Source organism: Methylobacterium sp. 001424705, from assembly GCF_059816145.1.
The window spans coordinates 203,542-228,959 of the sequence record NZ_JCBANU010000003.1; the positions used below are offsets into that span (position 1 = coordinate 203,542).

Here is a 25,418-nt window from a genome sequence, read left to right on the forward strand (position 1 = left end):
ACGAAGGCCGCACCCAAGCTCGTCGTCATGGCCTCGTCGGACGTGGATCCGGGCGAGACACCCGACGAGCATCACCTGCTGGGGTCATCCGGGGTCGTGCCCCAAACGGAGATGCCCTCACCGGAGTACGATGCCACCCACCTCCAAGCGCATACGCTCCATTTCGCCCGGCACGACCCCCAGCCGAACCTCAACGACTTCAAGGCGTCACCCGTCATCCCACGCCCCATCAACGACAATGCCGACCGGGCCCCCGGCGTCCGCGGCGGCGGCGGCGGCGGGGGGGGCCGGGACAAGGACAATGGTGACGAGGGAGCGGGATCCGAAAACCTCGATGATCCCGCGACCCGACCGCCCGGCGGGTTGGGCGACACCGATGACCTTCCCGGCGGCGGCAGGGGCACGCCGTCGGACGCGGACCGTCCCGCGGGACAGGATACCGCCGGCCCCGGCAAGCAGACCAACGGCGGGGACAGGGGAAACGGCGCCGACAATCCTCCCGGGTCCGGCGACGACGCGGGGAACGGCGCCGGCGCCGTCACGCCTCGTCCGGCCTCGAACGATGACGGGGACGGCTCTGCAGGCCGGCGCAACCGTGCGCCGACCACCAACGGCGCGGTCTACCTCGCCGACATGGCCGCCTGCGCGCTGCTTCCCATCGCCCTGTCCGACCTGCTCCGAAACGTCGAGGATCCCGATGGCGACAGCCTCTCGGTCCGCAACGTCACGGTCTCCTCCGGGTCGCTGGCCCGCGACGGCGACGGCTGGGTGTACGACGCCGATGGCCTCGGTCCGGTCACCATCACGTACGAGGTCACGGATGGCGAACTCGCCGTCACCCAGACGGCGGTCTTCAACGTCGTCGAACACGAGCCGATGATTGGCACGGACGGCGACGACCTCTTGCTCGGAACGCTGTGCGCGGACGAGATCGACGGCCGGGGTGGCAACGACAACATCGACGCCCGTGCCTCGGCCGACATCATCGATGGCGGCGCCGGGGACGACCACATCGTCGGCGGCGCCGGGGACGACGTGATCCTGGGCGGCGACGGGAACGACGTCGTGCTCGCGGGGACGGGGGCGGATCGGGTCTCGGGGGGAAACGGCAACGACCGCCTCTTCGGCGAGGAGGGCGACGACATCCTGTTGGGCGACGCCGGGGACGACCTGCTCGACGGCGGAGATGGCAGCGATATCCTCGTCGGAGGGATGGGGAGCGACTTGCTCCTCGGCGAGGTGGGCGATGATCGCCTCGACGGGTCGGAGGGGGCCGACGTCGCGTTCGGCGGCGCCGGGCGCGACGTCGTTTCCGGCGGCCTCGGGGACGACCGTCTGGAAGGGGGCGATGGCAACGACGTCCTCTCCGACGGGCAGGGGCGGGACGTAGCCTTGGGGCAAGACGGGGACGACGTCCTCGTGGCGTCCCTGGACGGCGAGGCCGACCGTTTCGACGGCGGCGAAGGGACGGATACGCTCGATCTGTCGAGCCTTGACACCGATGTCGTGGTCGACCTGGTCGCCGGCACGGCCATTGGTCAGGGGTCGGGACGCGACACGGTCGCGTCCGTCGAGGTTGTCCGGGCAGGATCGGGCGACGACGTCCTGACCGGGAGCTCGGTGGGCGAGGTCCTCCGCGGAGGGGCCGGACGGGACACGGTGTCGGGCGGGGCCGGCAACGATCTCGTCGACGGCGGAGCGGACAACGATACCCTCGCGGACGGGACGGGATCGGATACGGTTCTCGGAGGCTCAGGCGACGATATCGTCATGGCTGCGCGTGACGGAGATTCCGACCGCTTCGATGGAGGCGACGGGACAGACACGTTCGACGTTTCCACGACCGCATCCGGTGTTACGGTTGATCTCACCGCTGGTACCTCGGTGGCCGCCGAGACTGGCCATGACCTCCTCGTCTCGATCGAGGACGTCCGGGGCGGATCTGGTGCCGACACGCTGTCGGGGAGCGCAGCCGCCAACACCCTCTCCGGTGGCGCGGGCCGCGACCACGTTTCGGGCGGGGCCGGAAACGACGGGCTCGACGGGGGCGACGGCGACGACACGATTCTCGACGGGGACGGCCGCGACGTCGCGCTGGGCGGCACCGGCGATGACATCCTCATCGCATCGTCGGACGGGGAGGCCGACCGGTTCGACGGCGGTGTTGGTCTGGATACGCTCGACCTCTCCGGGACGCGGGCGGGCATCTCCGCCGACCTGCTCATAGGCATCGCGACCGGGGCCGAGACGGGACGGGATCTCCTTGATGGGCTGGAGGCGCTGATCGGTGGATCCGGCGACGATACCCTGTCCGGCGGTGACGGGAGCAACCGCCTGATTGGCGGAGATGGGGATGACCTTATTGCGGGACGCGGGGGCGACGATCTCCTCGATGGCGGCTCGGGTCGCGATACGCTCCGCGACGGAGCCGGGTGTGATACCCTACGCGCGGGCGCCGGCGACGATCGGATCATCCTCGCGTTGGATGGCGACGACGACCATGTCGATGGCGATGACGGCTCGGATACGCTGGACCTGAGCAGCGCGACCGGAGACCTGCTCGTCGATCTCGTCAATCATGTCGTTTCGGGCACCGAGCTCGGAGAGGACAGGGTCGATTCCATTGAACGCATCGTAGCCGGATCGGGTGACGACCGCTTCATCATCGGCGACGACGATGTCGTGCTCACGGGCGGAGGCGGCAACGACGGCTACGGGTTCCACCCGCGCTCCGGGAGCTCGGAGGCAACCCGTTCCGTCGAGATCACCGACTTCTCAGTCGGGGATTACGTCGACCTTCTGAGATGGTCCTTCTTCGAGAACGGGTCGGGCGTCGTCGGCCACTCGCTGTCCGAGGCGATGGACCGCAACGACGGCACCGTGTCGGGCATCCGCTACCGGGCCGCGCTCTTCGACGAGGGCGACGTGACCGTCATCTCGGCCGACCTCGACGGGAACGACTCCTTCGAGACGACCCTCGTCCTCGACGGCCACCACACCCTGCTCTTCGTCGAGAAGCCGACGGCCGCGTCACCGGCCAACACACCCATCCATTGATCCATCCATCGAAGGGACCGGACCATGAGTACGCGAACCATCGGTGTCCATCGCCCCAGGCCTCTCGACGGGATCGACCATGGGACGGACCCCTCCTTCTCCGTCATCCCCCGTATCGCCCTCGGGTTCGCGCTGGGCGTGAGCCTCCTGATCGGGGTGGGAGGATGGGCCGCGACGACCGACCTCAACGGCGCCATCATGGCACCGGGCGCGGTCACCGTCGATCAGAACGCCAAGGCGGTCCAGCACAGGGACGGGGGGGTCGTCGGCGCCATCCTTGTCCGAGACGGGCAGGCCGTGACGGCCGGTCAGATCCTCATCCGCATCGACGACGCCCAGACACGGGCCGAACTGGCGATCGTCCGGGGGCAACTGGTGGAGTTGTCGGCTAAGAAGGCGCGCCTGCTGGCCGAACGGGACGGGCTTCGCGACATCGCCTTCCCCGCGAGCATATCGGACGGCGCCGCGGAGGCGCTGGCCATCCTTGATGGCGAGAGCCGCCTGTTCCGTGGCAACCTCGCCAGCCGCGACAGCCAGCGCCAGCAGTTGGAGTTGCAGATCGGTCAGGTGGCCGAGGAGGTCGCAGGCCTGGTCAAGCAGAAGGATGCCAAGCGGGACGAGCTCGCGATCCTCACGAGCGAGCACGGCAAGCTGCAGGGCCTCGTCGACAAGCACCTGTTCGAGAGTTCGAAGTTCCTGCCCATCAGCCGCGACCGGCACCGCCTGACCGGTGAACAGGGGTCGCTGGAAGCCTCCATCGCCCGGGCCAAGGTGCGCACGAGCGAGATCCGGGTCCAGCTTCTGGCCATCACGGATACCGCGCGCACCGAGGCCCAGAAGGAACTCAGCGTCGTCGATGCCAAGCTCGCGGAATTGGGCAATCGGCGCATCGCCTTGGAGGATCGGCTGACGCGGACCGAGATCCGCGCGCCGGCCACGGGCGTCCTGCACGAGCTGAAGGCCTTCACCGTCGGCGGCGTGGTCACGCCGGCGGACGTGCTCGCGACCGTCGTGCCCGCGGACGCCATGCTCCGGATCGAGGTTCGCATTTCTCCGGCGAGCATCGACCAGATCGGTGTCGGCCGTCCGGCCAAGCTGCGGTTCACCGCCTTCAACCAGAGGACGACCCCCGAACTCAAGGGAAGGCTGACCTATGTCTCGCCGTCGACGACCAAAGGCGGCAAGGACGATGCCTTCTACGTCGGGTACGTCGAGCTGAATGAGGGGGAGTTGAACCGTCTGGGCGAGAGAGCCCGCTTGGTGCCCGGCATGCCCGTGGAGGTCCACGTCGCGACCGAGGAGCGCACGGCCCTCTCCTACCTCGTGAAGCCGATCCAGGATCAGTTCACGCGCAGCTTCCGGGAGAGATGACAACACATATGATGCAGATGACTGCATATTCCGCCTCGATCTTCAATCGAGTCAGAATATGACGGAAAATATGTCATCCCTCGGTATTCCTACCGACTAAGACTTAGTGGTTTCGCTGCATCGATGTGCTACGAAGGTGGCAATAAGTCTGGAGGGGGGAGGCCGCCGATGTGCCGAGAAGCCGTTGGCATCCCGGATTTCGAGAACGCACCGATTGGCATCGACCGAGAGGATTTCCTCGGCATGGTTTTCGGTGCCTTCGCCGGCGCCCTGGAGGATACCGTCGGCAGGTCGGAGGCCAGTGGCTTCATCGCCCTGGTCGGCATGGCCGTCTCGGAAGAGATCAAGGCGCGATACCTTCGGGTGGCGGGCCCCCGTCGGCTGGACCTCGTCGCCACCGTGGACGCCATGATCGACCTCAAGCGACGCCTGGGCGGGGATTTCTACCTCATCGAGACGACGCCCCGGCGCATCGTGCTCGGCAACCGACGCTGCCCGTTCGGCGACCTGGTGAAGAGGTCCCCCTCGATGTGCATGGTGACCTCGAACGTCTTTGGTCACATGGTTGCGGAGAGCCAAGGATATGGGCGAATCACGCTTGCAGATACCATCGCCCGCGGCGGCACGGGCTGCCGGATCGTCATTGACCTCGACCCTGATGCCCCCGACGAGGGAGGACAGGACTACTTCGGGACGGGTGACGTCTAGGTCCGACTTCGAGGCCTTGTTCGAGTTCGTCCCCGCTCCAATGCTCATCGTTTGGCGAGGCGGGGAACTCCAAGCCGCCAACGCCTCGGCGCGCGAGGCGTTGGACGGTCTACGGATCGGCGACGTCCTACCCGTTCAGAAAGCCACCGAGGTGGAGTTCCGTCGCTATCTCGAGCGCTGCGCCTCCTCCTCCGCCACGTTGCCCGGAACGCTCTTCCTCCAATGCGAGGACGGAAGTCTCGAGCGCCATTCCTGCCATGGCACGCGCGCGCGATTGGGCGGTTTCGAGGGCGGCACGCTCGTCGTGCTGCATCTCGACGGGCTGGGGCTCGGCCGTCGGTTCGGGATCCTCGCCTCGAAGCTTTACGATGCCCGACGCGTCATGCTGGAACGCCGGCGGCGCACTCGGGAAATGCAGGCGTTGCTTCAGGAGCGAGAAGACCTGCTTGCTCGGCTCGAGGCGGACGCAGCCGCACGCGTGGGGGCCGAACGGGAACGCGACGAGGTGCTGACGCGGCTGTACCGCGCCGGGCAGGACGAGCGACGTCGGCTCGCGCGCGACCTTCATGATCATGCGGGCCAGCATCTGGTCGCCCTGAATTTCGGATTGCGACGTCTGCTGCCTTACCTCTCCAGCGACGATGCGCGCTCCGAACTCGACCGCCTCCTCGATCAAGCCCAGCAGGTGGGAGAGGCTCTGCGTCGCGTCACCCTGGAATTACGACCCGCGGCGCTCGACGAGTTCGGTTTCGTGACGGCGCTTCGCTACCTCGTGGAGGAGTGGAGCCGCACCACGCGCATCGCGACCGAGTTGCAGGTCAGCGGCAAGGAATTCCACCTGCCCGCCGAGCATGCCATCACGCTCTATCGCATCACGCAGGAGGCGCTCACCAACGTGGCCAAGCACGCGGGGCTGCCGAGCTACGTCTCGGTCGTCCTTCTGTTCAGCCCGGGACGCCTCACCCTCACGGTCGACGACGACGGCACGGGCTTCGAGGCCGACGATGCCTCGTCCCACTTGCTGGTCACCCAGGGCAAGCTCGGATTGATCGGGATGCGCGAACGCATGGCCCTCATCGGAGGCAGCCTGCAAGTCGAGTCCTCGCCCGGACAGGGTACGTCCGTGGTCGCGCGGATACGCCTGGGGAGTGACGTCGACCATGATGCCTGATCGCGCCCCGATCCGCATCGTGCTTGCGGACGACCACCCCGTCTTCCGCCACGGGGTCGCCGACCTCCTCAGCAACACGGGCCTCGTCGAGATCGTCGCGTCGGTGGACGGCGGCACGGCGGCGGTGCAGGCCATCGCGGACCTATCCCCGGACATCGCCATCCTGGACCTTGCCATGCCCGACATGAACGGCGTCGCGGTGATCCGCACGCTCGTCGACCGCCGGAGCAGGACCCGGGCGATCATCCTGAGCGTGTACGAGAGCCGGGTCTATGTCGACCAAGCGTTCGAGGCCGGGGCCTGCGCCTACGTCCTGAAGCGCTCGGCCTTCCTGAACATCGTGCAGGCCGTCGAGGCCGTGCGCGCCGGCGGGACCTACGTCGACCCGCTCCTTCCCGGGCACGGCTCCGCCCACCCAAGCCCGGTCGCCTGGACCCACGCCCACGAGGGCAAGTCCTCGCTCACGGAACGGGAGCGGGAGATCCTGAAATCCGTGGCCTACGGCTACACCAGCAAGGAGATCGGATCCCAGGTCGGGGCAACGGCGAAGGCCATCGAAGCCCAGAAGGGGCGAGCATGCTGCAAGCTGGGCATCACCAGCCGCGCGCAGATCGTCCAGTTCGCCATCCTGCAAGGTTGGCTGCAGGGTGAGATTCCCGTCCGGTGAGATCGTTCTACGGTCGTTCGGGGCGGCCAGGCTCGGTGGGAAACTGAAGGTTGTTCGAGGCCGGGTCGGTCATCTTGGACCGGGCCTCGCGTACTCCCGGCTTCCTACCTGCCGCGGCGGTGAATTCGACGCCGTCATCCTCCAGGGCGCGGCGCACGGCCATGACCGTGTCGTGCCGGGGCCCGATGACCGAACCCCGGTCCTCCGCACCTTTCCTCTCCACGCCCGATACTGCCAGCAGCGGCCTTCGCGAACTATGGTCTGGCGGAGCGAACACGGTCCAGGAAGTTGCCGATCAGAGGCCCGGCCTTCTCCCTCGGCCACAGGGCATAGACGTCGGCGTGGATCGGTTTCCCCCTGATGGGTTTGTAGACGACGTCCGCGTGCGCCAGGCGGGCGACGAATTCCGGAATGATGGCGATCCCGAGCCCCGTCGCGACGAGGCTCGTCAGCGAGGCGGCTTCGACGACCTGATGCGTGATGTCCGGGGTGAACCCGGCTTCGACGCAGCACTCCCAAAGATATTTCGCGAACAGCGAATCCGAGAGCCGCAGGAACACGAACCGCTCGCGGCTCAGATCGGCGAGGTCGATCGCCGCCGTCCTGGCCAGGCGGTGGCCTTTCGGCAGGACGAGGGTGACGGTCTCGCACCAGGCGCGTTCGCTGGCGAGGTCGAGGTCCTGGGGTGGGCTGCGCAGGAAACTGATGTCGGTCTGTCCAGCCTTCAGCATCGAGATCTGGCGGTCCGGCGACATTTCGTGGATCCGCAGATCGACGTCGGGATAGGTGACCGAGAAGTCGCGGATGGCGCGCCCGAGGGGGCCGGCCAGCATCGACCCCGTCAGGCCGACATTGACGATGCCGGCCGCGCCGGCACCGATGGCGCGCGCGCGTCCGATGGCTTCGCCGGACTTGTCCAGGATCTCGCGCGCCTGCGCGAGGAAGTCGGTACCCGCCCGCGTCAACGACACGCGACGCGTCGTCCGTTCGAACAGCGCGGTGCCGATCTCCGCTTCGAGATCGCGGATCTGCTGGCTCAGGGGCGGCTGAGCGACACCGAGGCTCTCGGCGGCGGCGGTGAAGCTGAGATGGCGGGCGACGGCCACGAAGTAGCGGAGGTGCCGGAGTTCCATACGCTCAGTCATAGCGAGAAGATCTCAATCAAGACATATCAAATATTTGACGTCTAGATTTCCTGGCAACATGGTGCCGCCGTAGCGGCGGCACCCGAACGACCATGCAGGAAAATGCCAGCACGAATCCTGCAGGGCGGACGACATCGCGTCGAACCGGGGTGTCAAGACACGGAACGGCGCGAAGAGGTACAGGCGTTATGATGAAGCGGTTCTTCGCGTCGTTGTTCGGGCAGGTTGTCGCCGCCCTGGTGCTCGGCATCGTCCTGGGCATGGTCTGGCCGAACTTTGCGGTCACGCTGAAGCCCCTCGGCGACGGCTTCATCAAGCTGATCAAGATGGCGATCGCACCGCTGGTCTTCGGCGTCGTCGTTCACGGCATCGTCGGCGCCGGCGACCTGCGGAAGGTCGGTCGCGTCGGGCTCAAGTCCCTGATCTACTTCGAGGCGGTGACGACCCTCGCCCTAGTGCTCGGCCTCGTCCTCGCCTACGCGTTCGCCCCCGGCCACGGCATGAACGTCGATGTGGCGACCTTGGACGCGAAATCGATCGCCGGCTACACCGACCGGGTCGGTCAGGTCACGGGAACCGTCGACTTCCTGATGAAGCTCATTCCGACCACGTTGGTCGATGCCTTCGCCAAGGGCGATATCCTGCAGGTTCTCATCATCGCGATCCTGTTCGGCTCCGGCCTGTCCCTTCTGGGCGAGCGCGGCAAGCCGCTGGCCGACAGCCTGGAGCGCATCACGGAGGTTCTGTTCAAGATCATCGGCTTCATCGTCAGGCTCGCCCCGCTCGGCGTGCTCGGCGCCGTCGCCTTCACGGTGGGCAAGTACGGCGTCGGTTCGCTGAAGCAGCTCGGCCTGCTGGTGGTGCTGTTCTACGCGGGCGTGGCGTTCTTCGTCTTCGTGGTGCTCGGCGGCATCCTGCGCCTGGCCGGGTTCAGCATCCTCAAGCTGCTCGCCTACCTGCGCGAGGAACTGACCGTCGTGGCCGGCACCGCCTCCTCGGACTGCGTGCTGCCGCAGGTCATGCGCAAGCTGGAGCGCCTCGGCATCAAGGATTCGACCGTCGGCCTCGTGATCCCGACCGGATATTCGTTCAACCTCGATGCCTTCTCACTCTACCTGACCCTCGCCACGGTGTTCATCGCCCAGGCCACCAACACGGATCTCTCCTTCGGACACCTGATGCTGATCCTCGGCATCGCGCTCCTGACCTCGAAGGGCGCGCACGGCGTGCCCGGCTCGGCCATCGTCGTGCTGGCCGCCACCCTGTCGGCGGTCCCGGAAATCCCCGTCATCGGACTGGTGCTCGTGCTGTCGATCGATTGGTTCGTCGGCATCGCCCGGGCGCTGGGCAACCTGATCGGCAACTGCGTGGCGACGGTGGTGATCGCCGCATGGGAAGGCGACATCGACCGGGCGCAGGCCCGGCGTGTCCTCGATGGCCACGGTACGACGGACACGGCCGCGATCCTCGAGACGCCGATCGCGGAACCACGTTCGGCCTGACGCCCCCCGACACCTGCCCCATGCGGTGGCACGGCTGCCAAGCCGGGCTGCCGCCAGTCCAACCCGGATCATCGGAGACGCCTTCATGACCGCCTCGCCCTACAACCCGCCCTGCGGCGGCCTGCCGTCCCAGACCGCGCTGATGACCGGCAGGGCCGTGTTCACCGAGGCCTACGCCGTCATCCCCCGGGGCGTGATGAGCGACATCGTCACCTCCGTCCTGCCCTTCTGGGAGCACACCCAGGCCTGGATGCTGGCTCGCCCCCTCTCGGGCTTCTCCGAGACCTTCGCCCAGTACCTCGTCACCCTCGCCCCCAGCGGCGGCAGCGAGCGGCCCGAACCCGACCCCGAGGCCCAGGCCGTGCTGTTCGTCGTCGAGGGACAGGCCCGCCTCGTCCGCGACGGACAGGTCCACGCCCTCACCCCCGGCGCCTACGCCTACCTGCCCCCCGGCACCACCTGGAGCCTGCGCAACGACGGGGCCGGACCGACCCGCTTCCACTGGATCCGCAAGGCCTACACCCCCGTGCCCGGCCTCGAGGTGCCCCCCGCCTTCGTCACCCACGAGACCGCCGTCGCCCCCGTGCCCATGCCCGGCACCGACGGGGCCTGGGCCACCACCCGCTTCGTCGCCCCCGACGATCTGCGCCACGACATGCACGTCAACATCGTCGCCCTGCGCCCCGGCGCCTCGATCCCCTTCGAGGAGACCCACGTCATGGAGCACGGCCTCTTCATCCTCGAGGGCAAGGCCGTCTACCGCCTCAACCGGGACTGGGTCGAGGTCCAGGCCGGAGACTTCCTCTGGCTGCGCGCCTACTGCCCCCAGGCCTGCTACGCCGGAGGACCCGGACCCTTCCGATACCTCCTCTACAAGGACGTCAACCGGCACGCCCCCCTCTCACCCTTCCGGGGCCGGCGATGAGCGGCGGAGGGCGGAGCGCGACGCGGCGCCCTCCCGCCCCTGGCTGACCCGGGCCCGCATCGTGCGCGCCCGTGCGGCGATCCGGACGATCGCCCACCGCCCCCCGAGCGCGCCTCTGCGCCCCGGGGCCGGGCAGGAGGCCCCGGTGCCGACAACCCACCGGGTTTGTCGATCTCGGTCGGCGCGTCTATTGCGTGGCCCTCCGGACACCGGCTCGGAGCTTTCCGCACCCCGGCGCGGGCGGCCCTCGCCGAGACGACGGTCGCAGGGACGTCGTCGGGCTTCGGGACGCCCTGCGCGAGAACTCGAGACCGGGCGTTCGACATCGGTGGGTTGGCGACGACCGCGGCCGGTGGCATTCCAGCGCAAACCTTCCGTGAATGGATCGAAGATGGATCGAATGGATATCGGCGGCCTCGCCGTCGCCCGCGTGCTGTACGATTTCGTCGCGGAGGAGGCCCTGCCCGGGACCGGCATCTCGCCCGAGGTGTTCTGGGGCGGCCTCGGCGCGATCGTGCGCGACCTGACGCCGAAGAACCGGGCCCTGCTGGCCAAGCGCGATACGCTCCAGGGGCAGCTCGACGCCTGGCACCGGGAGCGGGCCGGCAAGCCGTTCGATCCGGCGGCCTACAAGACGTACCTGAAGGACATCGGCTATCTGCTGCCCGATCCGGGACCGGTGGCGGTGCGGACGGAGAACGTCGACGACGAGATCGCCCGCATCGCCGGGCCGCAGCTCGTCGTGCCGGTCTCGAACGCCCGCTACGCCCTCAACGCCGCCAATGCCCGCTGGGGCTCGCTCTACGATGCCCTCTACGGCACCGACGCGGTCTCGGAGGAGGGCGGCGCGATCCGCAGCGGCGGCTACAACCGCGCCCGCGGCGCCCGGGTCGTGACCCGCGCCCGCAGCTACCTCGACCGCTTCGTGCCGCTGGCCGGCGGCCGCCATGCCGACGTGGTCACCTATGCGGTCGAGCAGGGCGGGCTCGTCGGCAACATGAACACCGGAGAGACCGTCCCGCTCGCGCGACCGGATCTCTTCGTGGGCTATCGCGGCCGGGCCAGCATGCCCGCCTCCCTGCTCCTGCGGCACCACGGGCTGCACGTCGAGGTCGTCCTCGACCGGACGCATCGGATCGGTCGCTTCGATGCGTCCGGCGTCGCCGACATCCTGCTGGAATCGGCCGTCTCGACGATCATGGATCTCGAGGATTCCGTGGCCACGGTCGATGCCGACGACAAGGTCGTCGTCTACCGCAACTGGCTCGGCCTGATGAACGGGACCTTGACGGCCTCCCTCCACAAGGACGGCCGCACCCTGGAGCGGCGCCTCAACCCCGACCGGCACTACATCGCGCCGAACGGCGGCGAGGTGGTGGTGCCGGGCCGCTCCCTGATGCTGGTGCGCAATGTCGGCCACCACATGGACACCGATGCGGTGCTCGACGCCGAGGGCCGCGAGATCCCCGAGGGCATGCTCGACGCCGCGGTCACCGCGATGATCGCGATCCACGATCTCAAGGGGGATTCCGGCCTGCGCAACAGCCGGCGCGGTTCGGTCTACATCGTCAAGCCGAAGATGCACGGGCCCGAGGAGGTCGCCTTAGCGGTCGAACTGTTCGGACGCGTGGAGGCCATGCTGGGTCTCGACGCGAACACCCTCAAGATGGGCATCATGGACGAGGAGCGCCGCACCACGGTCAACCTCGCCGCCTGCATCGCGGCCGCGGCCGAGCGGGTCGTGTTCATCAACACGGGCTTCCTCGACCGCACGGGGGACGAGATCCACACCGCGATGGAGGCCGGCCCGGTCATTCGCAAGAACGACATGAAGGCGACGCCCTGGATCAAGGGCTACGAGGAGAACAACGTCGATGTCGGCCTCGTCTGCGGCCTGCTCGACCGGGCGCAGATCGGCAAGGGCATGTGGGCGGCCCCCGACGCCATGGCCGACATGCTGATGCAGAAGGGCGCCCACCCCAAGGCGGGCGCGAGCACGGCCTGGGTGCCGTCGCCCACCGCCGCGACCCTGCACGCGCTGCACTATCACGAGACCGACGTGCGGGCGCGGCAGGTGGAACTCGCCCGCCGGCCGCGCTCGGCCCTCGACGAGATCCTCGAGATCCCGCTGGCCCGGTCGAACTTCGCCCCCGACGACGTGGCCCAGGAGATCGACAACAACGTCCAGGGCATCCTCGGCTACGTCGTCCGCTGGATCGACCAGGGCGTGGGCTGCTCGAAGGTGCCGGACATCCACGATGTCGGGCTGATGGAGGACCGGGCGACCTTGCGGATCTCGTCGCAGCACATCGCGAACTGGCTCCATCACGGCGTCGTCAGCGAGGAGCAGGTGATGACGGCGCTCAAGCGGATGGCGAAGGTGGTCGATCGCCAGAACGCCGGCGATCCGCTCTACCGCCCCATGGCCCCGGACTACGACGGCCCGGCCTTCCAGGCAGCCAGCGACCTCGTCTTCAAGGGCCGCGCGCAGCCGAACGGCTACACGGAATGGATCCTCACCGAGCGCCGCCGCGCCGCGAAGGCGGCCCGCTAGACCGGCTTCCCATCCACCCGAGCCGGGTGCCGCGGCGCTCGGCTCGGTCTCGGCAGAGCCTGAAGGCGAAACAGGTCCGGTGCGGGCGGCACGCAGGGTCTGCGCCCCGGACGAAAACCTCCCTCGTGCCGCTCTCCTGCCGGGCTTCGGCCCGGCAGACAGGCCCCGCAATCCGCACCGGCATCACCACCGACGACGGCTCCGCATCCCATTCCCGTGCAGGGCAGAAGTCGCGAAAGGCCGCTGCCGCGTGCAGCGTCGTCAAGGCGTCAGACAGGAGCGCCATAGCGGAACCTTCGGAAGGGAGCCCGCCGCCATGTCCGCCTCGTCCCGTTCCAGCCTGACCCGGCGCCCGTTCCTGACCGGTGCCGCCGCCGGCCTCGTCGGTCTCGGCACCGGCGTCGTCCGGCCCGGCCTCAGCCGGGCCGCGGACCGCCCGGTCCTCACCCACGGTTTGCAATCCGGTGACGTCGACGGCGACTCCGCCGTGGTCTGGGCCCGGGCCGACCGCCCCTGCCGGGCGATGATCGCGTGGTCGACGACGGAAAGCTTCGCGGACATTCGCGGCGGCATCTTCGCCGATGCCCTGCCGGCGAGCGACGGCACCGTGAAGGTCGCCCTGAAGGACCTGCCGCCGGGCCAGGACGTCTTCTACCGGGTCCGCCTGCAGGATCTCGCCGCGCCGACGATCCTCGGCGCGCCGCAGGTCGGGCGCTTCCGCACGGCGCCCGCCGAGCGCCGCTCGGTCTCGTTCTGCTGGTCCGGCGACACGGCCGGCCAGGGCTGGGGCATCGACGAGGCCCGGGGCGGGATGACGATCTACGCCGCCATGCTGCGCAACCGGCCGGATTTCTTCCTGCATTCCGGCGACACGATCTACGCCGACGGACCGATCGTACCGGAGGTGCGCCTGCCGGACGGCACCCTCTGGCGCAACCGCGTCACCGAGGCGGTGTCGAAGCCGGCCGAGACCCTGGAGGAGTTCCGCGGACGCTACCGCTACAACCTCACCGACGCGAACGTGCTGGCGATGAACGCCGAGATCCCGATCTTCGCGCAGTGGGACGATCACGAGGTCACCAACAACTGGTGGCCGGGCGAGCCCCTGACCCGGGCCGAACACCTGCGGAAGGCCTATCGCGACCCGAACGTGCTGGCGCTTCAGGTCCGCGCCGCGCGCGCCTTCCACGAATACATGCCGATGCGCTTCGCGCCCTCGGAGCCCGGCCGCGTCTACCGCAAGATCTCGCATGGGCCGCTGGTCGACGTGTTCCTGCTAGACATGCGCTCCTATCGCGGGCCGAACGGCGAGAACCGGCAGACCACCTACGGACCGGAGGCTCACTTCCTCGGCCCGGCGCAGGTCGCCTGGCTCAAGCGCGCGCTCCTCGCCTCCCGCGCGACCTGGAAGGTGATCGCGGCCGACATGCCGATCGGGCTCGTCGTCCCCTACGATTCTCAGCCGCCCTTCGGGTCGGAGGCCGTCGCGCAGGGCGACGGGCCGCCGCTGGGCCGGGAACTCGAGATCGCCGACCTCCTGCGCTTCCTGCGGGATGCGGGCATCCGCAACACGGTCTGGCTGACGGCGGACGTGCACTACGCGGCGGCGCATTACTACGATCCGAACCGGGCGCGATTTCAGCAGTTCGAGCCGTTCTGGGAGTTCGTCGCAGGCCCGCTGCATGCCGGGACCTTCGGTCCCAACGCCCTCGACGACACCTTCGGGCCCCAGCTGCGCTTCGCCAAGGCCCCCCCGCCGGGCCAGACCAACCTCTCGCCCGCCGCGGGCTACCAGTTCTTCGGCCATGTCGCGGTCGAGGGCGCGACGGAGCAGATGACCGTCACCCTGAAGGACGCCGCCGATACCGCGCTCTGGTCGGTGACCCTCGACCCCGTGCGGACCTAGCCTGCCGGACCGGACACGCCCGGCAGCGTCGGGCCGATACGGCCGTGTCGCGCCTCAGTGATGCCCCGCCATGTGGCGACCGATGCTGCGGGCGTCGGCCTCGGCGCGACTCACCGCGTGCACGATGCGGCCGTCGGACATCACCACGATGCGGTCCGAGAGTTCCAGGATCTCGTCGAGATCCTCGCTGATCAGCAGGACCGCCGCCCCGGCGTTGCGGGCCGCCAGGATCCGGGCCCAGATCTCGGCGACGGCGGTGAAGTCGAGCCCGAAGCAGGGATTGGCGACGACGAGGAGGTCGACCGGGTCGGTGAGTTCGCGCGCCAGCACGGCCCGCTGCACGTTCCCGCCGGACAGGGTGGCGATCGGCGCCTCGGCGGAGGCGGTCTTCACCCCGAAGCGCGCGATGAGGTCCCGGGCGCGGCGGCGCATGGCGCCGGTGTCGAGCCAGACGGTCGGCCGCCCCGGGACCGCGCCCCCCTCGGAGGCGCCACGCTCCGCGCGCCGGTCGAAGGCCCGGAAGGCCAGGTTCTCCGCGACCGACATGCGCGGCGCGCAGGCATTGCGCAGCGGCTCCTCCGGGATGACGCGGACCCGCCGCGCCCGGCTCTGCGCGCGCCGTCCGTCATAGGCCTCGCCCCCGACCTCCACCCGGCCAGCGGCCGCCCGGATCTGGCCGCCGAGCACGTCGGCAAGTTCCTTTTGGCCATTGCCCGAGACCCCAGCGACGCCGACGATCTCGCGGGCCTGCACCGCGAGGGCGTCGACGGCGAGGTGACGCAGGCCGGAGGCATCGGTGGCGCGCAGATCCGCGATGCGCAGGACGACCCGGTCCGGGTCGGGCCGACCGACGCGGTTGGGGGCGGCGCGCACCGGGCGGGCGCCCATCATCATCGCCGCCATGTCGTCCCGGCTGAGTTCGCCGACCCGTCCGCCGCCCGCGAGCGTGCCGCGGCGCAGGACGCTGACGCTGCGGGCGAACGCCTCGACCTCGCGGAACTTGTGGCTGATCATCAGCACCGTCAGCTCGCGCCGGTCCGCCATGGCGCGCAGGAGGCCCAGCACCTCCTCGGCCTCCGCCGGCGTCAGCACCGAGGTCGGCTCGTCGAGGATCAGGAACCGGGCCTTGAGGAAGAGCTGCTTGATGATCTCGAGCTTCTGCTTCTCCCCGGCCGCGAGCTCGGCCACCGGGCGTTCGAGGTTCAGCCGGAACGGCATCCGTTCCATGAAGGCGGCCAGCGCCGCACGCTCGGCGCGCCAGTCGATCACCGCCGGCACCCGGGGCCGGGCGATGACGAGATTCTCGAGGCCCGTCAGGGACGGCACCAGGGTGAAGTGCTGGTAGACCATGCCGAGGCCGCGGGCCTGGGCGCCCTTCGGATTGGTGATCGCGACCTCGCGGCCATCCACCAGGACGCTGCCCGCGCTCGGCGCGTAGAAGCCCATGATGCACTTCACCAGGGTCGACTTGCCCGCGCCGTTCTCGCCCAGCAGCGCGTGGAAGCCGCCCGCCTCGATCTTCATCGAGACGGCGTCGAGGGCCGCGAAGGTGCCGAAGCGCTTCGACATGCCGATGGTCTCGACCGCGATGGCGCCGGGCGGCGGGGCCTCGGGCACCACCGCTGCCGCGTCTCCGTCCCGGGGCACCACGTTACGAAGCGATTGCGGGAAGGGCACCATCGCGGATCATCCCATCGCTACCAGGAGGGCCTCGGAGGTCGCCACGGCGCCGAAGACGCCGCCCTGCATCGTCACCATCCTGAGGGCGGCCTCGTGGTTGCCCCGGTCGGTGGCCGCGCAGGCGTCGGAGACGATCACGCATTCGAAGCCGCGGTCGTTGGCCTCGCGCATCGTGGTGTGGACGCAGACATCCGTGGTGATCCCCGTGAGGATCAGGTTGCGGATGCCGCGCCGCCCGAGGATCAGCGCCAGGTCGGTGGCGCAGAACGAACCCTTGCCGGGCTTGTCGATGACGGGCTCGCCGGGCATGGGCGCCAGTTCGGGGATGATCTCCCAGCCCGGCTCGCCCCGCACCAGCACGCGCCCGCAGGGCCCGGGATCACCGATGCCGGCTCCGATCCGGCGCGAGCGCCAGCGCTTGTTCTCGGGCAGGTCCGCCAGGTCCGGGCGGTGGCCCTCGCGGGTGTGGATGACGGGGTAGCCGAGGCGCCGGGCCGCCGCGAGCAGGCGGCCGATCGGCTCGATCGGCGCCCGGGTCAGGCCGATATCGTAGCCCATGGCGTCGACGTAGCCGCCGGGACCGCAGAAATCGATCTGCATGTCGATGATGACGAGGGCGGTGTTGTCGGGCCTCAGTGCCCCGTCGAAGGGCCAGGGATAGGGCTCGGCGGCGGCGTAGCGCGCCGCGTCCACCGCCGTCGGGGCGAGGGGCGCCGCCGGCACGGTAAGGGGCGCCGCCGGCACAGTGAGGGGCGCCGCGCTCATTCCGCCGCCTCCCGGGCGTCCGGGGTCTGTCCGGCGCCGTAGGACCGGGTGGGCGCGGCGAACCCGCAGGAGGTGCCGTCCACGACCTTGACCCCGTCCTCCCACGGCAGGCGGTAGCGGCCGGCGGCGAGGTCCTGCATGTAGGTGTAGGGGCAGTCCCCGGCGCCGCCCTTCACGGCCGTGTAGCCGCGGTGTCCGAGCTGGTAGATGTTGTTCTCGACGCCCCAATGCAGGCGCGCCTCGCGCACGAGGTCGGGCCGGACCTCCGCCGTGATGATCTCGTCGACGCGCCCCGTGGTGCCGTGGGCGATGATCTGACCGTCGAAGTTGACGATCATGCCCTCGCCCATGGAATCGAACGAGCCGTCCGAACCGCACAGGCAGACGTTGGCGGTGACCATCAGGTTGCAGAAGGCGTTCGACTGGTTGGTGAAGCGCCAGGATTCGCGGATCGGCGCCGTGTAGCCGGCCGTGCGGACCATGATCTCGGCGCCCTTGTAGGCGCATTCCCGGGCCATCTCGGGGAACATCCCGTCGTGGCAGATGATGAGGGCGATCTTGGCCCCGCGTGGCCCCTCGATGACCGGGATGCCGATGTCGCCGGGCTCCCAGGGCTCGACGGGCACCCAGGGGTGCATCTTGCGGTAGGAGAGCTTCACCGCGCCGGTCTCGTCGATGATGAGGCCGGTGTTGTACGGGTTTCCGTGCGGGTTGAATTCCATGATGGAGAAACAGCCCCAGATCCGGTTGTCGCGGCAGGCCTTCGCGAAGGCCGCGACCTCCGGGCCGTCCATCCGGCACAGGATGTCGGGGTTGGTGTCCATCGACAGGCCGTGAAGGGCGTATTCGGGGAAGACCACGAGGTCCATGGTGGCGAGGTTGCGCCGGGCCTTGCCGACCATGTCGACGATGCGCTGCGTCTGCGCCGCGAGGTCCGCCGGCGTGACCACGGTCGGCAGTTGCAGTTGCACCAGCCCGAGCACGACGCCGTTCGGAGATTTGTTGAGGCCGCCAAGTCCGTTCATTCGAATTACCTGATTGCTGAGGTTTACTTCGCCTGGCCGAGTTCGCCCGGCGCTCCCGCCAGGGCGTGGTTCGGTGACGAGGTGGCGATGAGGACGCCGAGGGTGAGGACGTAGGGCGCGGCGTAGAACAGGTAGTAGCCCTGCGAGACCCCCACCGACTGGAGCGCCGGGCCGAGGGCCCCGGCCCCGCCGAACAGCAGCGCCGCGCCGAAGCAGGCCAGGGGGTTCCAGCGGGCGAAGACCACGAGGGCGACGGCCATCAGGCCCTGCCCGGAGGAGATGCCCTCGTTCCACGAGCCCGGATAATAGAGCGACAGGTAGGCGCCCCCGATGCCGGCGAGCACCCCGCCGGCTCCGGTCGCCAGCAGCCGGACACGGTCGACGTCGTAGCCCATGGCCCGGGCCGCCTCGGCGCTGTCGCCGACGATGCGGACCACGAGGCCGGTGCGGGTGTTGCGGAACCCCCACCATAGGACGAGGCTGAGCACCGCCCCGACCAGGAACAGCACGTTGACCTGGAGGGCGGCGCGGATCTGGGGCAGGTCGGACCAGTTGCCGAAGGGGATCGCCGGCAGCTGCGGCGCCGAGGGCTGGATGAAGGCCTTGCCGAAGAAGAACGCGAGGCCCGAGCCGAACAGCATCAGGGCGATGCCGAGCGCCACGTCGTTGACCCGCGGCAGCCGGCAGATCCAGCCATGGACGAGGCCGAACAGCCCCCCCGCCGCGCCCGCCACCGCGACGCCGGCCCAGGCCGAGCCGGTCAGCACCGCCGTGGCGTAGGCCGACATCGCCCCGAACACGAGGGTGCCCTCGAGGCCGAGATTGATCCGGCCCGAGCGCTCCGTGATCGTCTCGCCGAGGCTGACGAACAGGAACGGCGTCGAGACCCGGATGGCCCCGCCGATCACCGCGATGAGGACGTTCCAGAGGCCGAGGTCGCTCATGCAAAGTCGCTCATGGCACGGTCTGGCTCGCGGCGGCGCGCTTCTCGCCCCAGAGATGCGGACTGAACGGCTTGAAGCGCCCGTACAGCGTCTCGCCCACGAGGACGAGGAGGAAGAGCAGGCCCTCCAGCAGCAGGATGGTGGCGTCCGGCAGGTGCAGGCGGCGCTGGATCAGGCCGCTCGACGCCTCGATCCCGCCGAGCAGGAAGGCGACGGGCGGAATCGCCAGGGGGTTCTGGCGGGCCAGGAACGCGACGAGGATACCGGTATAGCCGTAGCCGGCGATCAGCGACGCGTTGGCGTTGCCGTGGACGGCCGCGACCTCGAAGAATCCGGCCAGGGCCGCCAGCGCCCCCCCGAGGGCAGTGAATCCGGCGATCAGGCGCCCGACCGGCAGGCCCTGGATCTGGGCCGCGCGCACGTTGCCGCCGGCGATGCGGGCGGCGAAGCCCAGGGTGGTGCGCTCGGTCAGGAGCCAGGCGAGGAGGCAGGCCACAACCCCGACGCCGAGGCCCCAATGCACCTCCAGGCCCGGCATCGGGCCGACCCGGAAGGCCTCGTCGATGGTCCGGGTCGACGGCTTGTTGAGGCTGCCGGGATCGCGCAGCAGGCCCTCGATCAGGTGGTTGGCGAGTGCGATGGCGATGTAGGACATCAGCAGGCTGGCGATGGTCTCGTTGACGCCGCGCCAGGCCCGCAGGGCGCCCACCGCCCCGAGCCAGAGCGCCCCGGTCAGGAAGGCGGCCAGCGCCATGGCGGCGATGCCGAGGCCGGAGGCTGCGCCCGACAGGGGCGCGGCCACAGCCGCCGCGGCGAGGCCGCCGAGCACGATCGCGCCCTCGCCGCCGATGACCACGAGGCCGAGGCGGGCGGGCAGGGCCACGCAGAGGGCCGCGAACAGCAGGGGCGCGGCGCGCTGGAGGCTGTTCTGCAGGGCGAAGGCGGACCCGAAGCCGCCCCGGTAGACGAGGTCGAGGAAGGCCGCCGGCGATTTGCCGAGGCTGAGGAGGAACAGGCTGAACAGGCCGAAGCCGAGGGCGAGCGCCCCGAGCGGGATGGCGAGCGCCTCCGCCCGGCGCGCGCCCCAAGCCCGCAGGGGCAGGCTGGCCGAGGGGCGCGACCCTGCCACGACCATGTCCGACGGAGCAGTCTCGGCAACCACGGCTCTTCCTCCCGCTGGTGGCGTGCGTGACGGACGCGTCCCTCAGGCCGAGCCCTTCACGCCCTCGACGAGGTAGCCGGTGCTCTCGAGTTCGGGCGCGTTCTCGGCAAAACCCTTGCCGGCCTCGGCGATCGCGTTGCCCTTGTTGTCCTTGAGCGGCCCCCGGATGATGGCGAACCCGCCCTTCATCATCTCGGCCTTGACCGCATCGGCGTTCTTGCGCGCCGACTCCGAGACGGCAGGGCCGTAGGGGCTCATCCGGACGAAACCGTCCGCCAGACCGCCGCGCAGGAAATTCGGGGGCGCCTTGCCCGCCTGCATGTCGGCGACGAAGCCCTTGTAGATCGGGGCCCAGTCCCACTCGGCGCCGGTGAGGTACCGGTCCTTGGCGAGGGCCGACTGGTCGGCATGGTAGCCGCAGACGTAGGCGCCGCGCCGGGCGGCGGTCTCCACCGTCACCTTCGGGCTGTCGACGTGGCAGGTGATGACGTCGGCGCCGCCATCGATCAGCGCGTTGGTGGCCTCCGCCTCCTTCACCGCCAGCGACCACTCGCCGGTGAAGATGACCTGGCAGGTGATCGACGGGTCGACGCTGCGGGCGCCGAGCAGGAAGCCGTTGATGTTGTTGAGGACTTGGGGGATCGGCTTGGCCGCCACGAAGCCGAGCTTCTTCGACTTCGTGGCGTGCGCCGCCACGATGCCGTTCAGGTACTGGCCCTGCGCGATGTAGCCGAAATAGGAGCCGGCGTTCTTCGGGTTCGCCTCGGTCCAGAGGCCGCCGCAATGGCGGAACTGCACCGTCGGGTTCTTCCTGGCCTCGATCAGCACGTGGGGATCGAAGTACCCGAAGGAGGTCGGCAGGAGCAGGCTCGCCCCGTCCATGTTGATCATGCTCTCCATGGTCTTCTGGACGTCGTTGGTCTCGCGGACGTTCTCCTCCTCGACCACCTCGACCCCGGGCAGCCCCTTCAGGGCCGCCGCGCCCTTCGCATGGGCCTGGTTGTAGCCGTAATCGTCCTTGGGGCCGACATAGATGACGCCGACGGTCATCGGCCCGGCCGCCCGGGCGCCCGTCGACGCCAGGGCCGAGAGGCCGAGAACGGCGGTGCCGCCCAGGAGGGTTCTGCGCGAGATCGACTGATGAGCCACGGGGCCTCGTTCCATCGTTTGGCGAGCGATGGGGGAGACCATTGCAAGGTCTGGGCCGCAGTGCGGGCGCGCGGACCCTGGACTTTTCCATCAGGTCGGACGTCGGATGCCACCGTCCGGGCCAGGGCGACGGTGCTCCGATGGGCGACCCGGCCGACCCGGCCGCGGCCCACGCATCCCCGCGGAGCGCGGCGGCACGTGTCCCATCGGGCATGCCGATGACGCGGGCCTTGAACGAAAAGGGCGCCCGGTTCGAACCGGGCGCCCAGTTCACGCCGACCGCGCCTTACCAGCGGTGATGCCAGCCCACGTGGCGGTAGCCGCCGTGCCAGCCCCAGGGCCGGTGATATCCGACGGGGCGGTAGCCGCCCCAGCGGTGCCACCGCGGGCCATACCAGCCGACGCGGCGGTAGCCGTAGACGATGGGGCGGGCCAGGATGGGGCGATAGATGACGTTCGGGCGGCAATATCCGTAGTAGCCGCGATGCCCCCCGGGTCCACACCCGTCACGAGCCTCGGCGGCACCGACGGTCGCGGCCATCGTACCCAGTGCAAGAACGGCTGCGCCAGCAAGTTTCAGTCGCATTCGCATCTCCTCTGTTGCGGTAGCCTATAAACACACGCCCCGTCACGACGGTTGCGCACTTATAGCCTGGGATATGTTACGAATTGTATCTCCGCTCAGATCAGACCGGGCGCGCATCCGGCCGATCCCGATCGAAGACAGATCAGCGCCGGCCGACCGTCTCGTCAGCCGGTCCTGCGGGACGTCCCGCGGACAGAGCCCGTCACCGGTTCGGACAAATCCAGACACCGGTTCCCTCCGAGCCGCGCAGCCGGGCCTGGACGGCCGCGCGCGTCAGGCCGCGGCCGACGATGCGGCCCTCCGGGACGAGGCGGCATCGCGGGCGGGGTGTCGTCCGGGATGCGCTGAGGCCTGTCGGCATCGGCCATGCGACCTTCCGGTGCTTCTGCCATGATCGCTCGTCCCATGATCGCCGCAAGACGGTCTTCATCGCCGCAAGACGGTCTTCACGAAGCGTTGGAAGCGGCCTCGAACCCGGACGGGACCTTGGGGCCGGGCCTTGCGCCCGGAGTGGCGCGATGCCCGGCCCTGCGGCCATGCCGAACCTGATCGGGGGACTCATGAGGCCCGGCACAACGCTGCGAATATCTGGGACGCGACAGTTGTTACGTCGACGATCGGCGATGCCGTCGAGATATGCGCGCCATCGGCGTGCTCAATGGTGCAGACGCATCATTTTGCCCGGATTTTACCGGGTCAGATGCAGTTTTGTTGCTTGCTGTCCTCGGGCCGCGGATGAGGCATAATGCCGATGAGCCGCCGCGCCTCGCGAAGACGGCGGGACCCGGCGCCCCGGGTCGAAAGGCGAGGGGCCGGGCGATGGCCGCCTGGGCGCGCGCGCCGATGCGGTCGGGTTCGAACGGCGATGCGGAGGAGTCCGAGTCGCTCATGCCGCCCCCATGGCCTTGGCCAGGCGTTCGCGGGCGCGGCTGACGCGGCTCTTCACGGTGCCGGTCTGACATCCCAGGACGACCGCGGCCTCGTCGTAGAGCAATCCGTCGACCATCACGAGGAGCAGCGTCTCGCGGTGTTCGGCCGTCAGGCCGTTCAGGGCGGCCTGAAGCTCGATCAGTCCGACACGATGCTCCTGCTCGGGCTCCAGGCGCAGGGTCGCCGCGAAGGCACCGTCGACATCCTCGACCTCGCGGCGAAGCCGCTTGCGCTGATTGAGGAAGGTGTTCCGCAGGATCGTGAACAGCCAGGCGATCAGCCTTGTCCCGGGCTCGAACCGGGCCCGGTTCTCCCAAGCCCGCAGGAGGGTGGTCTGAACGAGGTCGTCGGCCTCGGCGGCGTTCTGGCACTGGGAGAAGGCATACCGGCGAAGCCGCGGAACGGCGGCGATCAGGTCGGTCCGGAACGGATCGGGCACCTGTCCGTCCGCCTGCGCCGCGGACAGGGCACTTCGCAGCCGAACCAGAACCTGACCGAGACGGGAATCCGCCGCGACGTCACCGGGGAACGGAACAATCTCGTTCAATCGCCGGCCGATCAGATCCTGAATCGGTCGTGGCAATCTCTGATCGTCCGAAGAGGATTTCGGCACTCTGACATCTGTCTGCACGGATGATCGCCCTCGGGTCTGGAACAGACGATGATGTGCTCGGCGCTGGAGAAGCCGAAGCCGCTGGAGGCTTGTGATTGGGCAATCACATTCACGTCAATGATCCAGATATACCAGACAATCGCGGATCGGACGCGGAACTGCCTGCCCACGCACTTGTTACGACCGGGACTTGGAAAGCGGCGCGGTGCGCCATGGGAGATCCAGTGACACTCGGCGTCGATACGCAGGACCACGTACGGACGAGGGCCGACCCGGAAGGGGCATGGAGCCCGGGGACGCGTGGCGGCCCAGGGATCTTCGTCGGGGAACGCGGCCTCCGTCGCGCTCGCCGCAACCCGGTTGGAACGCCGGCATCCAGGTAGATAACCCCGGTCTACCGGTACGCCTGCATCATTGATGGGGGTTCGTCCGGGACCATCTGTGGGTCCAGCGAACGGCCGCGACCTGCGCGGCGATGTCCCTCCCGCCCGTTGGCCCGCCGCGGCCCCGTCCATCCCATCCCTGAGGATCCCATGCGTCCCACCAAGCCCTCCGCACCCGGTTCGGCCCCCGCTTCGACCGACGCGGTCAAGGGCTCGGTCAAGGAAGCCATCGGGAAGCTGATCGGCGACCGGCAGGTCGAGGCCGAGGGTCGGTCCCAGCAGGAATCCCCCCTGTCCGACGGTCCCCCGAAGACCCGCCCGAAGTCGGACAAGACCAACCCCAAACCCTAGCTTCGGCCGCGCGCCGCGCGACGAACCCCAGCCACGAACACAGCAAGGACAACCATCATGGTCGACACGGATCGCATCACGGGCGCCGCCAAGGAGCTCGGCGGCAAGGTTCAGGGCACGGTGGGCGATCTCACCGGCTCGAAGCGGGACTCGCTCGAGGGCCGTGCCCGCGAGGCGCAAGGCGCCGCCGAGACCCTCTACGGCCAGGCCAAGGACACCGTCCGCGACGCCGCCGAGCACGTGGCCGACACCGCCCGCGAGATCGGCGGCAGGGTTCGCGACACGGTCGGCAACCTGATCGACTCCGACGACGTCGAGGACCGCGCGCGCCGCGCCCAGGGGGCAGCCGGCGACACCTACGACCGCGCCGAGCGGTCCGTGCGCCGGGCCGGCCGCGAGGCCTACGACAGGGCCGAGGACGCCTACGAGACCGGTGGCCGCTCTCTGCGCCAGGGCGGGCGCGAGGTGAGCCACCAAGTCGCCGAGCATCCCGTGGCCGCCCTGCTGGTGGCCGGCCTCCTCGGCTACGGCCTCGGCCTGCTCATTCACGGCCGCGACTGATCCGCAGAGCCGCGACAGATCGATCCCACCGCGCCGGGACTGCGCGGTGGGATCGGCGAACACCCCCGACTGACCCCTCGAACGACCGAACGTCTCGGACGACCGACCACCCGGAGTACCTATCCCGTGTCCACGTCCCCCCTTCTCGCGACCCCGGCCGTCTCGGCCGACACCCGTACCGTGCTCCTGAACCAGGTCTCCTGGGGCGCCATCTTCGCCGGCGCCGTCACCGCCCTGGTGACCCAGGTCATCCTCAACATGGT

20 protein-coding genes and 1 pseudogene are annotated in these 25,418 nt (G+C 69.3%); 12 read left to right on the plus strand and 9 right to left on the minus strand.

The genetic code is table 11. From position 1 onward, the window contains the following. Positions 1-111: 111 nt before the first annotated feature. From AC6EUL_RS04475 to AC6EUL_RS04495, 5 genes are all read left to right on the plus strand, one after another. On the plus strand, positions 112-3,057 hold the full coding sequence (locus tag AC6EUL_RS04475; RefSeq protein WP_499869103.1) for a cadherin-like domain-containing protein: 2,946 nt from the start codon (positions 112-114) through the stop codon (positions 3,055-3,057). A gap of 24 nt (positions 3,058-3,081) precedes the next feature. Then, a complete protein-coding gene (locus AC6EUL_RS04480) occupies positions 3,082-4,428 on the plus strand; it encodes an HlyD family type I secretion periplasmic adaptor subunit (protein ID WP_499869077.1) in 1,347 nt (448 codons plus the stop codon). Between the two features lie 123 nt (positions 4,429-4,551). Continuing rightward, entirely contained in the window at positions 4,552-5,136 is a 585-nt protein-coding gene (locus AC6EUL_RS04485) for a methanogen output domain 1-containing protein (RefSeq protein WP_499869079.1), read from the plus strand. A gap of 16 nt (positions 5,137-5,152) precedes the next feature. Next, a complete protein-coding gene (locus tag AC6EUL_RS04490) occupies positions 5,153-6,307 on the plus strand; it encodes a sensor histidine kinase (protein WP_244472527.1) in 1,155 nt (384 codons plus the stop codon). Next, the gene (locus AC6EUL_RS04495) at positions 6,297-6,974 is read left to right on the plus strand and encodes a response regulator (RefSeq protein WP_244472526.1); all 678 of its coding nucleotides are present in this window, start codon (positions 6,297-6,299) and stop codon (positions 6,972-6,974) included. Before AC6EUL_RS04490 ends, AC6EUL_RS04495 begins: the two co-directional genes overlap by 11 nt. A gap of 254 nt (positions 6,975-7,228) precedes the next feature. On the opposite strand, the gene AC6EUL_RS04500 is transcribed toward AC6EUL_RS04495, so the two are convergent. Further along, on the minus strand, positions 7,229-8,107 hold the full coding sequence (locus AC6EUL_RS04500; protein WP_056380944.1) for a LysR family transcriptional regulator: 879 nt from the start codon (positions 8,105-8,107) through the stop codon (positions 7,229-7,231). A 203-nt stretch (positions 8,108-8,310) separates the two neighbouring features. On the opposite strand from AC6EUL_RS04500, the gene AC6EUL_RS04505 reads away from it, so the two are divergent. The 4 genes from AC6EUL_RS04505 (at position 8,311) to AC6EUL_RS04520 (ending at position 15,006) form a co-directional block, all read left to right on the plus strand. After that, entirely contained in the window at positions 8,311-9,621 is a 1,311-nt protein-coding gene (locus AC6EUL_RS04505; RefSeq protein WP_056216510.1) for a dicarboxylate/amino acid:cation symporter, read from the plus strand. 85 nt (positions 9,622-9,706) lie between these two features. Next, positions 9,707-10,546 carry a bifunctional allantoicase/(S)-ureidoglycine aminohydrolase gene (locus AC6EUL_RS04510; RefSeq protein ID WP_499869081.1) on the plus strand — a complete coding sequence of 280 codons (840 nt, stop codon included), beginning with the start codon at positions 9,707-9,709 and terminating at the stop codon, positions 10,544-10,546. Between the two features lie 391 nt (positions 10,547-10,937). Then, complete coding sequence (locus AC6EUL_RS04515) at positions 10,938-13,100, plus strand: malate synthase G (RefSeq protein WP_499869083.1); 2,163 nt, start codon at positions 10,938-10,940, stop codon at positions 13,098-13,100. 316 nt (positions 13,101-13,416) lie between these two features. Then, complete coding sequence (locus AC6EUL_RS04520; RefSeq protein WP_499869084.1) at positions 13,417-15,006, plus strand: alkaline phosphatase D family protein; 1,590 nt, start codon at positions 13,417-13,419, stop codon at positions 15,004-15,006. A gap of 54 nt (positions 15,007-15,060) precedes the next feature. Here AC6EUL_RS04520 and AC6EUL_RS04525 read toward each other — a convergent pair whose 3' ends face one another. From AC6EUL_RS04525 to AC6EUL_RS04560, 8 genes are all read right to left on the minus strand, one after another. Next, positions 15,061-16,575 carry an ABC transporter ATP-binding protein gene (locus tag AC6EUL_RS04525; RefSeq protein WP_499869106.1) on the minus strand — a complete coding sequence of 505 codons (1,515 nt, stop codon included), beginning with the start codon at positions 16,573-16,575 and terminating at the stop codon, positions 15,061-15,063. 117 nt (positions 16,576-16,692) lie between these two features. After that, entirely contained in the window at positions 16,693-17,451 is a 759-nt protein-coding gene (gene biuH, locus AC6EUL_RS04530; RefSeq protein ID WP_499869085.1) for a biuret amidohydrolase, read from the minus strand. Beyond that, on the minus strand, positions 17,448-18,476 hold the full coding sequence (locus AC6EUL_RS04535) for a formamidase (RefSeq protein WP_499869087.1): 1,029 nt from the start codon (positions 18,474-18,476) through the stop codon (positions 17,448-17,450). The genes biuH and AC6EUL_RS04535 overlap by 4 nt, the downstream gene beginning before the upstream one ends. 23 nt (positions 18,477-18,499) lie before the next feature. Then, a complete protein-coding gene (locus AC6EUL_RS04540; RefSeq protein ID WP_499869089.1) occupies positions 18,500-19,420 on the minus strand; it encodes an ABC transporter permease in 921 nt (306 codons plus the stop codon). A 10-nt stretch (positions 19,421-19,430) separates the two neighbouring features. After that, positions 19,431-20,555, minus strand: coding sequence for an ABC transporter permease (locus tag AC6EUL_RS04545; protein ID WP_056380950.1), 1,125 nt, complete (start codon positions 20,553-20,555; stop codon positions 19,431-19,433). Between the two features lie 69 nt (positions 20,556-20,624). Further along, positions 20,625-21,746, minus strand: a complete 1,122-nt coding sequence (locus tag AC6EUL_RS04550; protein WP_056492246.1) for a BMP family ABC transporter substrate-binding protein — start codon at positions 21,744-21,746, stop codon at positions 20,625-20,627. Between the two features lie 271 nt (positions 21,747-22,017). Further along, positions 22,018-22,317 carry a GCG_CRPN prefix-to-repeats domain-containing protein gene (locus tag AC6EUL_RS04555; protein WP_056216496.1) on the minus strand — a complete coding sequence of 100 codons (300 nt, stop codon included), beginning with the start codon at positions 22,315-22,317 and terminating at the stop codon, positions 22,018-22,020. An 886-nt stretch (positions 22,318-23,203) separates the two neighbouring features. Further along, entirely contained in the window at positions 23,204-23,686 is a 483-nt protein-coding gene (locus tag AC6EUL_RS04560; RefSeq protein ID WP_244476337.1) for a sigma-70 family RNA polymerase sigma factor, read from the minus strand. Positions 23,687-24,393: 707 nt separating this feature from the next. On the opposite strand from AC6EUL_RS04560, the gene AC6EUL_RS04565 reads away from it, so the two are divergent. The 3 genes and pseudogenes from AC6EUL_RS04565 to AC6EUL_RS04575 form a co-directional block, all read left to right on the plus strand. Beyond that, a complete protein-coding gene (locus AC6EUL_RS04565; RefSeq protein WP_056216500.1) occupies positions 24,394-24,594 on the plus strand; it encodes a CsbD family protein in 201 nt (66 codons plus the stop codon). 57 nt (positions 24,595-24,651) lie between these two features. Then, on the plus strand, positions 24,652-25,155 hold the full coding sequence (locus tag AC6EUL_RS04570; protein WP_056380399.1) for a CsbD family protein: 504 nt from the start codon (positions 24,652-24,654) through the stop codon (positions 25,153-25,155). A 126-nt stretch (positions 25,156-25,281) separates the two neighbouring features. After that, a pseudogene (locus AC6EUL_RS04575) lies at positions 25,282-25,418 on the plus strand (PhnA-like protein); the annotation flags it as partial.

What these genes read in the sequence shown, in the direction of transcription:
- AC6EUL_RS04480 (WP_499869077.1), top strand. Translation starts at nt 3,082, where the DNA reads ATGAGTACGCGAACCATCGGTGTCCATCGCCCCAGGCCTCTCGACGGG.
- AC6EUL_RS04485 (WP_499869079.1), top strand. Translation starts at nt 4,552, where the DNA reads ATGTGCTACGAAGGTGGCAATAAGTCTGGAGGGGGGAGGCCGCCGATG.
- AC6EUL_RS04540 (WP_499869089.1), bottom strand. Translation starts at nt 19,420, where the DNA reads ATGAGCGACCTCGGCCTCTGGAACGTCCTCATCGCGGTGATCGGCGGG.
- AC6EUL_RS04565 (WP_056216500.1), top strand. Translation starts at nt 24,394, where the DNA reads ATGCGTCCCACCAAGCCCTCCGCACCCGGTTCGGCCCCCGCTTCGACC.
- AC6EUL_RS04505 (WP_056216510.1), top strand. Translation starts at nt 8,311, where the DNA reads ATGAAGCGGTTCTTCGCGTCGTTGTTCGGGCAGGTTGTCGCCGCCCTG.
- biuH (WP_499869085.1), bottom strand. Translation starts at nt 17,451, where the DNA reads ATGAGCGCGGCGCCCCTCACTGTGCCGGCGGCGCCCCTTACCGTGCCG.
- AC6EUL_RS04500 (WP_056380944.1), bottom strand. Translation starts at nt 8,107, where the DNA reads ATGGAACTCCGGCACCTCCGCTACTTCGTGGCCGTCGCCCGCCATCTC.
- AC6EUL_RS04570 (WP_056380399.1), top strand. Translation starts at nt 24,652, where the DNA reads ATGGTCGACACGGATCGCATCACGGGCGCCGCCAAGGAGCTCGGCGGC.
- AC6EUL_RS04495 (WP_244472526.1), top strand. Translation starts at nt 6,297, where the DNA reads ATGATGCCTGATCGCGCCCCGATCCGCATCGTGCTTGCGGACGACCAC.
- AC6EUL_RS04555 (WP_056216496.1), bottom strand. Translation starts at nt 22,317, where the DNA reads ATGCGACTGAAACTTGCTGGCGCAGCCGTTCTTGCACTGGGTACGATG.
- AC6EUL_RS04525 (WP_499869106.1), bottom strand. Translation starts at nt 16,575, where the DNA reads ATGTCGAAGCGCTTCGGCACCTTCGCGGCCCTCGACGCCGTCTCGATG.
- AC6EUL_RS04545 (WP_056380950.1), bottom strand. Translation starts at nt 20,555, where the DNA reads ATGGTCGTGGCAGGGTCGCGCCCCTCGGCCAGCCTGCCCCTGCGGGCT.
- AC6EUL_RS04520 (WP_499869084.1), top strand. Translation starts at nt 13,417, where the DNA reads ATGTCCGCCTCGTCCCGTTCCAGCCTGACCCGGCGCCCGTTCCTGACC.
- AC6EUL_RS04475 (WP_499869103.1), top strand. Translation starts at nt 112, where the DNA reads ATGCCCTCACCGGAGTACGATGCCACCCACCTCCAAGCGCATACGCTC.
- AC6EUL_RS04535 (WP_499869087.1), bottom strand. Translation starts at nt 18,476, where the DNA reads ATGAACGGACTTGGCGGCCTCAACAAATCTCCGAACGGCGTCGTGCTC.
- AC6EUL_RS04515 (WP_499869083.1), top strand. Translation starts at nt 10,938, where the DNA reads ATGGATCGAATGGATATCGGCGGCCTCGCCGTCGCCCGCGTGCTGTAC.
- AC6EUL_RS04510 (WP_499869081.1), top strand. Translation starts at nt 9,707, where the DNA reads ATGACCGCCTCGCCCTACAACCCGCCCTGCGGCGGCCTGCCGTCCCAG.
- AC6EUL_RS04550 (WP_056492246.1), bottom strand. Translation starts at nt 21,746, where the DNA reads ATGGAACGAGGCCCCGTGGCTCATCAGTCGATCTCGCGCAGAACCCTC.